Origin of the sequence: Sagittula stellata E-37 (assembly GCF_039724765.1) — a bacterium.
GTDB classification, from domain to species: Bacteria; Pseudomonadota; Alphaproteobacteria; order Rhodobacterales; family Rhodobacteraceae; genus Sagittula; species Sagittula stellata.
In genome coordinates this window covers 1,248,128-1,259,653 of the sequence record NZ_CP155729.1, presented here as the reverse complement: position 1 = coordinate 1,259,653, position 11,526 = coordinate 1,248,128, and the positions used below count along the sequence as shown (strand labels likewise).

Sequence of the window (11,526 nt, the reverse complement as noted above, 5' to 3'; positions counted from 1 at the left end):
CCACGGCAGCGCCTGCCCCGCTTGCCCCTGCGGCAGCCAAGGTTCCCGCCCCAACGCCGTGCGACCGCCGGTCCGTAAACCCGCATCGCCGCCCGCACGGCGCCCCGTAGGGTGCAGATTCTGCACCCCCCCAAGGGTGACCACTGGCCACTGCGCCGCCACTCCGCTAAACCCGCGCTGACGCTCGCGAAGGAAGACGCATATGGCCCGCCACCTCATCACCTCTGCCATTCCGTACATCAACGGCATCAAGCACCTGGGGAACCTCGTCGGTTCCCAGTTGCCCGCCGATCTCTACGCCCGCTACCTGCGCGCCCGTGGCCACGAAGTCCTGTACCTCTGCGCCACCGACGAACACGGCACCCCCGCCGAACTCGCCGCCGCCAAGGCGGGCAAGCCGGTCGCGGACTACTGCGCCGAGATGCACGAGGTGCAGGCAAAGATCGCCGAGGGCTTCCGCCTGTCGTTCGACCACTTCGGCCGCTCCTCCTCCGACGCGAACAAGCGCCTCACCCAGCACTTCGCCAAGGTGCTGGACGAACAGGGGCTGATCCGCGAAACCTCTGAAACCCAGATGTATTCAAAGGCCGACGGACGTTTCCTGCCCGACCGCTACATCGAGGGCACCTGCCCCAACTGCGGCTTCGACTCCGCGCGCGGCGACCAGTGCGACAACTGCACGAAACAGCTCGACCCGGTCGACCTGATCAATCCGCATTCCACCATCTCAGGCTCCACCGATCTGGAAATGCGCGAGACCAAGCACCTCTACCTCCGCCAGTCCGCGATGAAGGACGAGCTGGAGAAATGGATCGACACCCGCGAGGGCTGGCCGGTGCTGACCACCTCCATCGCCAAGAAATGGCTGAACGACGGCGACGGCCTGCAGGACCGGGGCATCACCCGCGACCTCGACTGGGGCGTGCCCGTGATGAAGGGCGATCAGCCGTGGCCGGGGATGGAGGGCAAGGTCTTCTACGTCTGGTTCGACGCACCCATCGAATACATCGCCTGCGGTCAGGAATGGGTCGACGCCGGGAAAGGCACCGACTGGGAACGCTGGTGGCGCACCGACAAGGGCGCCGACGACGTGCGCTACACCCAGTTCATGGGCAAGGACAACGTCCCCTTCCACACCCTGTCCTTCCCGGTCACGATCCTCGGCTCGGGCGAGCCGTGGAAGCTTGTCGATTACATCAAGTCCTTCAACTACCTGAACTACGACGGCGGGCAGTTCTCCACCTCGCGCGGGCGCGGCGTCTTCATGGATCAGGCGCTGGAGATCCTGCCCGCCGACTACTGGCGCTGGTGGCTGCTGTCCCACGTGCCGGAAACCTCCGACGCCGAATTCACCTGGGAAAGCTTCCAGTCCGGCGTGAACAAGGACCTCGCCGACGTGCTGGGCAACTTCGCCTCCCGCGTGACGAAGTTCTGCCGCTCCAAGTTCTCCGAAGCGGTGCCCGAAGGCGGCACGCCCGGCGCGGCCGAGGCCAAGCTCATCGCCGACTTGACCGCAAAGGTCCGCGAGTACGAGACCCACATGGAGGCGATCGAGATCCGCAAGGCCGCCGCCGCCCTGCGCGGCGCATGGGTGCTCGGCAACGAGTACCTGCAGGAAGTCGCGCCCTGGACCACGTTCAAGACGGATCCGGAGCAGGCCGCGATGCAGATCCGCCTCGCGCTGAACCTCATCCGCCTCTACGCCGTGATCTCGCGGCCCTTCATCCCCGACGCATGCGCCGACCTGCTGGCCGCCATGCAGACCGATGACGAAAGCTGGCCGGTCGACGTGCCCGCCGCCCTTGAAATGTTGCCCCAAGGTCACACATTCACTGTGCCGGACGTCACTTTCCGCAAGATCACCGATGCGGAGCGCGAAGATTGGCAGCAGCGTTTCGCCGGAACGCGCGCGTGAGGGAGGACCAATTGATCGTCACCACCATCGAGGATGCGCTGAAGCTCCTGCTTGATTGGGTCGGTCGTCCCGACATCGTCATCCCGGAACGGGACATGACGCCCGGCCAGTTGCCGTGCCTGAAGCCCGTGACCGAAGTGTCGGACGCGCTTGGCACCGACGTATTTCACTCCGGACTGCCGCTCCTCCTGACGCAGGACCGGATCTTCCGCCCGGAAGAACTGCACGCCTCCAGCAACGGCTACATCACCTTCATCGTCGAGAACCAGGGCGTCTACAGCCTCGGGTATCGCCCCGATTACCCGGAACGCCTGTTCGTGTCCGGCGACTGGGTGACCGGCTCGGAGGAAACCGTTCCGCCCGGCTGGCGCCGGCTTCAGATGACGCCCGAGGATGCCCTCATCATGACGGTTCTGGTCAACGGGTTCTTCGGCCTCTCCGGCCATCTCCGCACGCGGGACGAGCCCGATTTCAACACTCTGCCGCCCGAAACCGACGTGCGCGTCTGGCATCACCCCGCCATGGGCGCACACTGGCCCGGTTTCTGGACGAACAGTGCCAGCAGCATGTTGCACTTCGGCGGCTTCGGTCAGACCCTGATGCGGGCCTGACCGCCCGCCGGGGCGACGGTGCGGTCTTCCGACAGCCCTGCCGCCTTCAGCTTTCGCCGACCGAGGATCGCGGCCCTCAGGCGCAGAATGGCGCGCCGGCGGGCCCTGCGCCGGTGACTTCTCACGCGCGCCTCGAAAGCCGCAGCCTCTGCGGTTGCGGGCGCTGCGACGACGGTCCGAAGGATGGGAAACGGAAAGGACATATTTCACTCCTGAAATCTCGTTTGTGATCTGGAGGCAGACTCTCATGCCATTTGGCTTGAAAATACTGCACACCTCCGCAAACTGACTTCCATGAATGAAAGTGCGCCCAGCCTCGACGACCTTACGCTGTTCCTGCTCGTGGCGCAGCACGGCTCCCTGACCGCCGCCTCCAGGCTCTCCGGCACGCCGCTGCCAACGCTCTCCCGTCGGATGACCGCGCTGGAGGCACAGACCGGACGCGCGCTTTTCCTGCGCGGCAAGGCGGGCTACGCGCTGACCGGCGAAGGCCGCGCGCTGGCGGACGAGGTTGCCGACCTCTCCGCGCTCCGCCGCCGCGTCGACCGGTTCCTCCACAGCGACAACGGCCCACGCCGGGTGCGCATCACCGCAGGCTTCTGGACGTCGCGCTTCCTCGCGCAGGTGCTGGCGCCCGACCCGGACGGCCTCTGGGTGCCGGAGTTCCTGCCCTCCAACGCCGCCCTCGATCTGGCCCGGCGCGAGGCCGACATCGGCATCCGCAACCGCGCGCCGGACCACCAGTGGCTGGCGCGACAGCGCACCCGCCCCATCCACTACGCCGTCTACGGCCTGCCCGACGCGCCGGACCGTTTCGTCACCCTGCCCGCCAGTGCCGACAAGCCGCCCTCTCAGCGCTGGGTCCACGACCGCCACGCCGACCGCATCCTCACCACCGCCAGCGACAGCCGCCTGTGCCTCGATCTCGCGTTGAACGGCTTCGGGCGGATCGTGCTGCCCTGCTTCGCCGGCGACTCTGAGCCGGGCCTGACCCGCCTGTCCGAGCCCATCGAAACGCTGACCCACGACGAATGGCTCGTCTCGCACCACGAGGCGCGCCACGACCCACCGATCCGCGCCGCGCTCGACGCGCTCGCACAGGCGCTGTGCACGGCACCCGCCCCTAGGGCATAGGCCCCGAGCCGCAAACATTCTTGCCTTCGCATCCATTCGCGCCATCTCCGTCGCCATGGCAAATGGCAAACCGAACCGCGATCTCACCTCCGGCCCCGTCTCTCGCGCGCTCTGGCGGGTCTCCGCTCCGATGAGCATCGGCATCCTCGGCACCCTCTCCGTGGGGATCGCCGACAGCGCGTTCCTCGCCCGGGCGGGGACCGACGCGCTGACAGCCATCGGCTTCGTCTACCCGGTGATCGTTGCGCTGACCTCGCTCAGCATCGGCATGGGCGCGGGCACCTCGGCCGTCGTCAGCCAGGCCTTCGGACGCAACGGAGACGACGACGCCTACGCCGCCCGCCTCGCCCTTCACGCACTGATCGTCGCGGCGCTGCTGGGACTTGTCACCGCCATCGCCTTCTACGTCTCCGCCCCCGCGATCTTCTCGCTCATGGGGGCCACCGACGCCGTCCGGGACGAAGCCCTGTCCTTCGTGCCGTGGTGGTGCGCCTCCTTCCCCTTCATGGTCGCCGCCATGGGCCTGAACGCGGTGTTCCGTGCGGGCGGCGAAAGCCACATCTCCGCCACGGTCATGGTGGCGCAGGCCATCCTCAACATCGCGCTCGACCCGCTGTTCATCTTCGGCGCGTCCTTCATCCCCGCCATGGGAACCGAAGGCGCGGGCATCGCCACCTTCCTCGCCCGCACGCTGGGCTGTTTCGGGCTGGTGATCTTCTCGCTGCGCAGCGGACGCCTTTCGATCAGCCGGAGCTGCCTGCAGGGCCTCGGCGAAAGCTCTCGCGACATCGCCCGGATCGGCGGCCCCGCCGCGCTGTCCAACGCGATCAACCCGCTGGGCCTGTCGCTTGTGACCTCCGCCGCCGCGATGCTGGGCGATGCCGCCGTCGCGGGCTTCGGCGCCGCCACCCGGGTGCAGTCGCTGCTTTTCGTGCCGATGCTTGCCCTCTCGGCGGGCATCGGCCCGGTCGTGGGGCAGGCCTGGGGCGCCGACAAACACGACCGCGCCCGCGCCGCAACGCGGCTCACCTTCCTCACCTGCGCGGGCTATGGCGCGCTTCTGGCGGCCGTGCTGTCCGTCGCGGCCCCCACCCTCGCCCACCTGATGACCGACGGAGGAGACGCCGCCGCCCATGCCACCACCTACCTGCGCTGGGGCGCGACGGGCTTCTTCGGTTACGGCATCCTCGTGACCGCAAACGCCGCGATGAACGCCCGCGACCGGGCGCTGTGGTCCATGGGCCTCTCGGCCAGCCGGATCGCGCTGGTCTACGTGCCGCTCGCCTGGCTGGGCGCGAGCGTGGCGGGCTTTCCCGGCATCGTCGGCGCCTTCGTGATCTCCAACCTCTGGGCCGTGGCGTGCGCGCTGTGGCTCTGCAACCGGGCGGGCCTGCTGGATCTCTCGGACCTGAGGAAAACCCCGGTCTCCGGCACGACCTGACGCCCCGGCCGCGCCCCCGGTTCCGACGATCCCCCGGGCAAGATTGACAGCGCGCGATGGCCTTGCTACCCGGCGCGCCTTACCGCGAAAGGGCAGCACATGGCACGCAAGCGCAAGGGCCGGGACATCTCCGGCTGGCTGATCGTCGACAAACCGGCGGGCATGACGTCGACCGCCGTCGTGAACAAGGTCCGCTGGGCGCTGGAAGCCAAGAAAGCGGGCCATGCCGGCACGCTCGACCCGGAGGCGACCGGCCTTCTCGCCGTGGCCCTGGGCGAGGCGACAAAGACCGTGCCCTACATCACCGACGCCACGAAGGCCTATGCCTTCACCATCCGGCTGGGCCAGGCGACCAACACCGACGACACCGAGGGCGAGATCACGGCCCAAAGCGACCTGCGCCCCACCGATGACGAGATCAAGGAGGCGCTGCACGGCTTCGTCGGAGAGATCATGCAGGTGCCGCCGCAGTTCTCGGCGGTGAAGATCGACGGCGAACGTGCCTACAAGCGCGCCCGCGACGGCGAGGAGATGGACATCGCCGCCCGTCGCCTCTGGGTCGAAGAGCTGGTGCTCACCGACCGCCCCGACGCCGACACCGCCGTTCTGGAAATGACCTGCGGCAAGGGTGGCTACGTCCGCTCCATCGCGCGTGACCTCGGCAAGACGCTCGGCTGCCATGCGCATGTCCTGACGCTCCGCCGCCTGTGGTCCGGCCCCTTCGACCTCGAAAACGCCGTGACGCTGGAGCAGATCGACGCAGAGGCCCGCACCCCCGACCTCGACGCCCGGCTCCTGCCGGTCGAGGCGGGGCTGACCGACCTGCCGGAACTCAAGGCCACCGCCGAGGGCGCGACCCGCCTGAGGAACGGCAACCCGGGCATGGTCTTTGCCGCGGGCGACGTCGAATACGGCGACGAGGCCTGGGCCAGCCACGAGGGCCGCCCGGTCGCCGTGGGCCGCTACAAGGCCGGTGAACTCCACCCCGCCCGCGTCTTCAACCTGCCCGACGCCTGACGGGCCGGGAAGCACGTCCGACCGTCGTCCGGCGGCGCAAGTCCTGCGCCCATGCGCCCCCGCGTTCCCGTCGGAGCGGCGGGGCGGGCGGATGGGCTGCGGCCCAAGCGGGGCGCGGGGGCGCGTCTCCCACGCGAACGGCTCACGACAGAAGCACTCCGACAAGGGCCGCGCGCCCGGGCAGAACCACCCGGCGAATCCGGCTTCGACTCAGCGCAGCATCCGGATCCAGCGGTGCAGCGCGTCCAGCGCCTCCGGCTCGTCGAGGAAGGGGATGTGTCCCCGCCCCTTCACCTCCACGGCGATCATGTCCGGGCGCCGCGCTTTCATCTCTTCGAAGGTCTCACGCGACAGCAGGTCCGAGTTCTCGCCCCGCAGCGCGCACAGCGGCAGCCCCTTGAAGGCGTCGAAGAACGGCCAGAGATCCGCCACCGGTTGCGCCCCGCCGCCCAGCACCGCGTCGCGCAGCGCCGGATCGTAGGTCAGGCCGACCCCGTCCTCCTCCTGCACGAAGATCCGCTCCGCCTCTTCCAGCCAGCGGCTCTCGGGCACGCCGACAAAGCCGGTCATCACCTCCGCCCGCCGCGCCGCGACCTCCGCCAGCGTCTTCTGCGGCGGCCTGCGCCCGAGGTATCCCTTGATGACCTCCAGCCCGGCGTCCGCGATCTCCGGCCCGATGTCGTTCAGCGCCACGCCCAGCAGGCGGTCCTTCACCGTCGCCGCCAGCCCCATGGCGATCAGCCCCCCGCGCGAGGTGCCCAGAACGGCGGCCTTCTCCAGCCCAAGATGGTCCAGAAGCTCGACCGCGTCGCGCCCCTCCACCGGAACGGTGTAGGTCGAAAACTCGGCCCAGCCCGATTGCCCCCGCCCGCGATAGTCGGGACGAATCAGCCGCACACCCTCAAGATGCGGGGCCACGAAATCGAAGTCCCGCCCGTCGCGCGTCAGCCCTGCAAGGCACAGCAGTGGCACGCCCTCGCCCTCGTCGCGGTAGAAGATCTCCACCCCGTCGGACGTCGTGAAAGTCGCCATCACACCCTCTCCGGTATCGTCGTCAAATCGTTCAGCACATGGTCGGGCTTTGCCATCAGCCGGTCCATCGGCAAATCGCCGCGGTTCACCCAGACCGTCTCGAACCCGTAGGCCGCCGCCCCCGCCGCGTCCCAGCCATTGGACGACACGAACAGCACCTCGCCCGGTGCCGTGCCAAAGGCCGTGCCCACCATGTCATAGACCGCGCGGGCGGGCTTGAAGACCCGGACCGCCTCCACCGACAGCACCTCGTCGAGGTAGAGCCCCACGCCCGACGAGTCCACCGCGCCCTCCAGCATGTCGCGGCTGCCGTTCGACAGGATCGCCGTGCCCACGCCCTTCGCCTTCAGGGCCGCCAGCATGAACGGCACCTCGCGGTAGGCGGGCAGTTCCCAGTAGACCGCCAGCAGTCGTTCGCGCAGCTCCGGGTCGTCCAGCCCCGCGCGCTCCATCGCCCAGTCCAGCCCGTCCATCGTCAGGTTCCAGAACGGCACGTAGTCGCCTGTCACGGCCCGCAGCCACGAATACTCAAGCTGCTTGCGCCGCCAGTCCTCGGCGACCTGCCCCCAGACCGCCGCCAGCGCAGCGCGCCCTGGCTCCTCCGCCACGACCCGCGCCGCCGCGGCCACGTCGAACAGCGTGCCGTAGGCGTCGAACACCACCACCTTCGCCATGCCTCAGCGCTCCAGCCAGGCCTTGAAGGCCGCGTCGTAATCGCCATGCCAGCGCGACAACGGGGGGCGGTTCTCCACGATATCGCCCGCGGCCCAGAGGATGCGCTTGTTGTCCGTCGCCCGGTCCACGTCGTTGTCCGGGCAGAGGATGTAGAACTCGTCGCGGTCGAGCGCCGCCAACAGGTAGTCCACCAGTTGCACCGCCGTCCAGGCGCCCGCCGGTTTCTCCGTCCGGCCCTGCCGCGTCAGCCCGGTCCAGACGAATCCCGGGATCAGCAGCCGGGCCTCGACCCTGCAACCGTCGCGCCCCCGCAGGTCGTGCTGGACGGCCTCGGCAAAGGCCTTCACGCCCGCCTTGGCCGCGTTATAGGCCGGATCGCCCGGCGGCGTGGTGATCCCCTGCTTCGATCCGGTCATCACGATCAGCCCCGGCGCGCCGCTGGCGATCATCGCGGGCGCCAGCACCTGCACCGTGTGCACCAGCCCCATCAGGTTGACGTCGATCACCCGCCCCCATGTGCCGCGCTCGTCGAAGACGTCCGATCCGGGCTGGATCGCGGCATTGGCGAACAGGGCCGAGACCGGGCCAAGCTCCCGCTCCACCCGGACCTTCAGCGCCTCCAGCGCCGCACGGTCGGTCACATCCGCCGCCACGCCAAGCGCGCCGGTCTCCGCCGCCGCCCGCTCCAGCGCCGGACCGGACAGGTCGGCGATCGCCACCTTCATGCCCAGCGCCATCAGGCGCTTCGTGATCTCCAGCCCGATGCCCGAGGCCCCGCCCGTAACCACCGCCACGTTGTCCTTCGCCAAGACCGGATGCATGGCAAACCTCCCTCTCCTCACGTGCCCAGCCCACGCCCGACGGCGCCCCCGGACCCTGCTTGTCCAACGCCCCGACAGTAGGCCGCGCACCCGCCGCTGGCCACCGGGTTTGCATCATGGGCCATCAAGCGCTAAATTGGTGCATGAGCATGCGAGCACCCGGGACGCGCCGGCCTCGCGAAACCCTTTCCAAGACATCAGAGGTACACACATGACGCAGGTCAAAACCGGCGACACAGTTCAATTGCATTACACCGGCACGCTGGCGGACGGCGCCACCTTCGACAGCTCGCGCGGGCGCGATCCGCTGCAGTTCGAAGTCGGCTCCGGCCAGATTATCCCCGGCCTCGACAAGGCGCTGCCCGGCATGACGGTTGGCGAACAGAAGAAGCTGACGATCCCGGCGGACGAAGCCTACGGCCAGCCCGACCCGAACGCGCAGCAGGCCGTGCCGCGCTCCGAGATCCCGGCAGAGATCCCGCTCGACCTCGGCACCCAGCTTCAGGTCCAGACCCCGCAGGGTCAGGTCATGCCGGTGACGGTGATCGAAGTGACCGATGAGCAGGTCACCCTCGACGCCAACCACCCGCTGGCCGGCAAGGACCTGACCTTCGACATCGAACTGGTCGCCATCGCCTGAACGGGGGCCTGCACGGTCGCCTGAACGGGCCGGTCTCCGACGCGTGCCGTCAAAGGGGCCTCTTTCGGCCCGCGGGCGCGCGGTCGGCACCTGACCGCAGACACGGTCCTGCAGCCCAGGCTGCGGGACCGTTTTCATGTCCGCCTCCCCGAATCCGGCGTCCGGCACGGATCGCCCCTGGCGGGCAGCGGATTGGAGGGTGGGCCGCTGAAGTCCGCAAGGACTTCAGTCGGGGCGCCCGGAAAGCGGCCCGCACGCTCAACAGATGGCAGCCGCACAACCGGCAGCCAGAACAGGCCCCCCGCCCTGCCACGCGCGGCTCCGCGCGCGCCCCGACGGCCGCGTCCCGATTTCACTCTCCCGAGGTCCGCGCTCCGCCACCTCGTGTCCCGCCACAGCGCGTTTCCCGACATCCTTAACGCCAATCGTGAACGGAAATTAACAAGGGTTTCCAACCGGCCGGAAAGGCCCCCCGAAACGGCCGTTTCACCCCATAACATCCGGTTAACGCGGCCTCGGACACAGACTCTCGTTGTGCTCCCGGCCCACCTTACCCCAAGATATGGGCCGCCGTGCGCCGCCGGACGCATCGTTAACCACCCGAAGGCCCCGGTCCGCAACACCTTCCGCAGGTCGTCAACCATGGTTAAACAGGGGGCAGACAGGAGGCCCCAATGCAGACAGTCCAGCTCGGCGACACCCGTATCCACTATGCCCTGACCGGCCCCGAAGATGGCACGCCCGTCGTCTTCGCCAACTCGCTCGGAACCGACTTCCGGCTCTGGGACAAGATCCTGCCGATGCTGCCCGACACCCTGCGCATCCTGCGCTTCGACAAGCGCGGGCACGGCCTCTCCGACACGCCCAAAGGCCCATATTCCATGGGCGCGCTGATCACCGACACCGAACGGCTGATGGACCATCTCGGGCTGAAGGACACGATCTTCGTGGGCCTCTCCATCGGTGGCATGATCGCGCAGGGGCTGGCCGCCAAGCGCCTCGATCTGGTACGCGCCATGGTGCTCTCGAACACCGCTGCAAAGATCGGGACCCGCGACATGTGGGCCGAACGCATCGGCAATGTCGAAAAGGCCGGCCTCTCGGACATCGTCGATCCCACCATGGACCGCTGGTTCTCCAAGCCCTTTCACCGGACCGAGGAATTCCCGGCCTGGCGCAACATGTTCCTGCGCACCCCCGCCGAAGGTTGGACCGGTTGCGCCGCCGCCATCTCCGGAACTGATTTCATGAGCGCCACCAGTGGCTTGCGACTGCCCACGCTGGCCATCGCCGGGTCGGAGGACGGGTCTACTCCGCCCGATCTTGTGTTCGAAACCGCCGACCTGATCCCCGGCAGCCAGAAGCACCTGATCCGCAATGCCGGGCACCTGCCCTGTGTCGAGCAGCCCGAGGAATACGCCCGCGTGCTCACCGACTTCCTGACGGCGCAGGGCGCATGACGGGCGCGGCTGGGCACGGCGCCTGATGGCGCGCTTCCTGCTGATCCACGGCGCGGCCCACGGCGCGTGGTGCTGGCGCGACGTGATCCCCGCGCTGGAGGCCCTGGGCCACGAGGCCCGCGCCATCGACCTGCCCGGACACGGCGACGACCCCACCCCGATCGAGGAAACCACCCTCCGCGATTTCGGGCAGGCCATCGTCGACGCGCTGGAAGAACCAACGGTGGTCGTCGGCCACTCCATGGGTGGCTACTCCATCACCCAGGCCGCCGAGGTCGACCCGACCCACATCCGGCGTCTCATCTACCTCTGTGCCTACACGCCATGGCCCGGGCTGAGCCTGTCGCAGATGCGGATGCAGGCGGACGAACAGCCGCTTGTGCCGCTGATCCGCCTTTCGGACACCCGGCGCAGCTTCACCTTCGACCTCTCCGGAGGCACCGGCAATTTCTACCACGATTGCCCGCCCGGCACCGACGCCTACGCCCTGCCCCGCCTGTGCGCCGAATCCACGGCGGCCTCCGGCACCCCGGTCGCGCTGTCGCAAAAGTCGCAGGACCTGCCGCGCAGTTACATCGTTTGCACCGAAGATCGCGCCATCCCCCCGGATTTCCAAAGGAAAATGGCCCAACGCTTCGCTCCCGAAGACGTCTTTGCGTTGCATAGCTCCCACTCTCCGTTCTTCTCCATGCCGGGGGACCTTGCGTCTCTGCTTCACAAAATCGTCGCAATGTGACAGAGACCCCGGACTTCGGAAGCCGCAACGCAAACCTGCGGCGC

Annotated in this window: 12 protein-coding genes; 8 read left to right on the top strand and 4 right to left on the bottom strand. The window is 68.5% G+C overall.

The window, feature by feature from the left end:
- Positions 1–202: 202 nt before the first annotated feature.
- On the top strand, positions 203–1,915 hold the full coding sequence (gene metG / locus ABFK29_RS05975) for a methionine--tRNA ligase (protein ID WP_005860405.1): 1,713 nt from the start codon (positions 203–205) through the stop codon (positions 1,913–1,915).
- An 11-nt stretch (positions 1,916–1,926) separates the two neighbouring features.
- A complete protein-coding gene (locus ABFK29_RS05970) occupies positions 1,927–2,526 on the top strand; it encodes a hypothetical protein (protein WP_005860403.1) in 600 nt (199 codons plus the stop codon).
- Here the strand turns inward: ABFK29_RS05970 and ABFK29_RS05965 are convergent.
- Entirely contained in the window at positions 2,505–2,729 is a 225-nt protein-coding gene (locus tag ABFK29_RS05965; RefSeq protein ID WP_040604737.1) for a hypothetical protein, read from the bottom strand. The two genes, ABFK29_RS05970 and ABFK29_RS05965, sit on opposite strands and share 22 nt — an antisense overlap.
- Positions 2,730–2,820: 91 nt before the next feature.
- Here ABFK29_RS05965 and ABFK29_RS05960 point away from each other — a divergent pair, with 91 nt between their 5' ends.
- From ABFK29_RS05960 to truB, 3 genes are all read left to right on the top strand, one after another.
- Entirely contained in the window at positions 2,821–3,660 is an 840-nt protein-coding gene (locus ABFK29_RS05960) for a LysR family transcriptional regulator (RefSeq protein ID WP_005860401.1), read from the top strand.
- A 130-nt stretch (positions 3,661–3,790) separates the two neighbouring features.
- A complete protein-coding gene (locus ABFK29_RS05955) occupies positions 3,791–5,101 on the top strand; it encodes an MATE family efflux transporter (RefSeq protein ID WP_347100194.1) in 1,311 nt (436 codons plus the stop codon).
- A 99-nt stretch (positions 5,102–5,200) separates the two neighbouring features.
- On the top strand, positions 5,201–6,118 hold the full coding sequence (gene truB / locus ABFK29_RS05950; protein ID WP_005860397.1) for a tRNA pseudouridine(55) synthase TruB: 918 nt from the start codon (positions 5,201–5,203) through the stop codon (positions 6,116–6,118).
- A 210-nt stretch (positions 6,119–6,328) separates the two neighbouring features.
- On the opposite strand, the gene ABFK29_RS05945 is transcribed toward truB, so the two are convergent.
- Genes ABFK29_RS05945 through ABFK29_RS05935 form a run of 3 tightly spaced genes read right to left on the bottom strand, consistent with a single transcriptional unit; the run spans position 6,329 to position 8,646 of the window.
- On the bottom strand, positions 6,329–7,150 hold the full coding sequence (locus tag ABFK29_RS05945) for an alpha/beta fold hydrolase (protein WP_005860395.1): 822 nt from the start codon (positions 7,148–7,150) through the stop codon (positions 6,329–6,331).
- Complete coding sequence (locus ABFK29_RS05940; protein WP_005860393.1) at positions 7,150–7,824, bottom strand: haloacid dehalogenase type II; 675 nt, start codon at positions 7,822–7,824, stop codon at positions 7,150–7,152. The genes ABFK29_RS05945 and ABFK29_RS05940 overlap by 1 nt, the downstream gene beginning before the upstream one ends.
- 3 nt (positions 7,825–7,827) lie before the next feature.
- Entirely contained in the window at positions 7,828–8,646 is an 819-nt protein-coding gene (locus ABFK29_RS05935) for an SDR family oxidoreductase (protein WP_005860391.1), read from the bottom strand.
- A gap of 211 nt (positions 8,647–8,857) precedes the next feature.
- Here ABFK29_RS05935 and ABFK29_RS05930 point away from each other — a divergent pair, with 211 nt between their 5' ends.
- The 3 genes from ABFK29_RS05930 (at position 8,858) to ABFK29_RS05920 (ending at position 11,482) form a co-directional block, all read left to right on the top strand.
- Complete coding sequence (locus tag ABFK29_RS05930; RefSeq protein WP_005860389.1) at positions 8,858–9,286, top strand: FKBP-type peptidyl-prolyl cis-trans isomerase; 429 nt, start codon at positions 8,858–8,860, stop codon at positions 9,284–9,286.
- A gap of 674 nt (positions 9,287–9,960) precedes the next feature.
- Positions 9,961–10,746, top strand: coding sequence for a 3-oxoadipate enol-lactonase (gene pcaD, locus ABFK29_RS05925; RefSeq protein WP_005860387.1), 786 nt, complete (start codon positions 9,961–9,963; stop codon positions 10,744–10,746).
- Positions 10,747–10,771: 25 nt separating this feature from the next.
- On the top strand, positions 10,772–11,482 hold the full coding sequence (locus ABFK29_RS05920) for an alpha/beta fold hydrolase (RefSeq protein WP_005860385.1): 711 nt from the start codon (positions 10,772–10,774) through the stop codon (positions 11,480–11,482).
- Positions 11,483–11,526 lie beyond the last annotated feature (44 nt).

Coding starts and splice junctions, on each gene's coding strand:
- metG (WP_005860405.1), top strand. CDS start 203: ATGGCCCGCCACCTCATCACCTCTGCCATTCCGTACATCAACGGCATC.
- ABFK29_RS05965 (WP_040604737.1), bottom strand. CDS start 2,729: ATGTCCTTTCCGTTTCCCATCCTTCGGACCGTCGTCGCAGCGCCCGCA.
- ABFK29_RS05960 (WP_005860401.1), top strand. CDS start 2,821: ATGAATGAAAGTGCGCCCAGCCTCGACGACCTTACGCTGTTCCTGCTC.
- ABFK29_RS05955 (WP_347100194.1), top strand. CDS start 3,791: ATGAGCATCGGCATCCTCGGCACCCTCTCCGTGGGGATCGCCGACAGC.
- truB (WP_005860397.1), top strand. CDS start 5,201: ATGGCACGCAAGCGCAAGGGCCGGGACATCTCCGGCTGGCTGATCGTC.
- ABFK29_RS05945 (WP_005860395.1), bottom strand. CDS start 7,150: ATGGCGACTTTCACGACGTCCGACGGGGTGGAGATCTTCTACCGCGAC.
- ABFK29_RS05940 (WP_005860393.1), bottom strand. CDS start 7,824: ATGGCGAAGGTGGTGGTGTTCGACGCCTACGGCACGCTGTTCGACGTG.
- ABFK29_RS05935 (WP_005860391.1), bottom strand. CDS start 8,646: ATGCATCCGGTCTTGGCGAAGGACAACGTGGCGGTGGTTACGGGCGGG.
- ABFK29_RS05930 (WP_005860389.1), top strand. CDS start 8,858: ATGACGCAGGTCAAAACCGGCGACACAGTTCAATTGCATTACACCGGC.
- pcaD (WP_005860387.1), top strand. CDS start 9,961: ATGCAGACAGTCCAGCTCGGCGACACCCGTATCCACTATGCCCTGACC.
- ABFK29_RS05920 (WP_005860385.1), top strand. CDS start 10,772: ATGGCGCGCTTCCTGCTGATCCACGGCGCGGCCCACGGCGCGTGGTGC.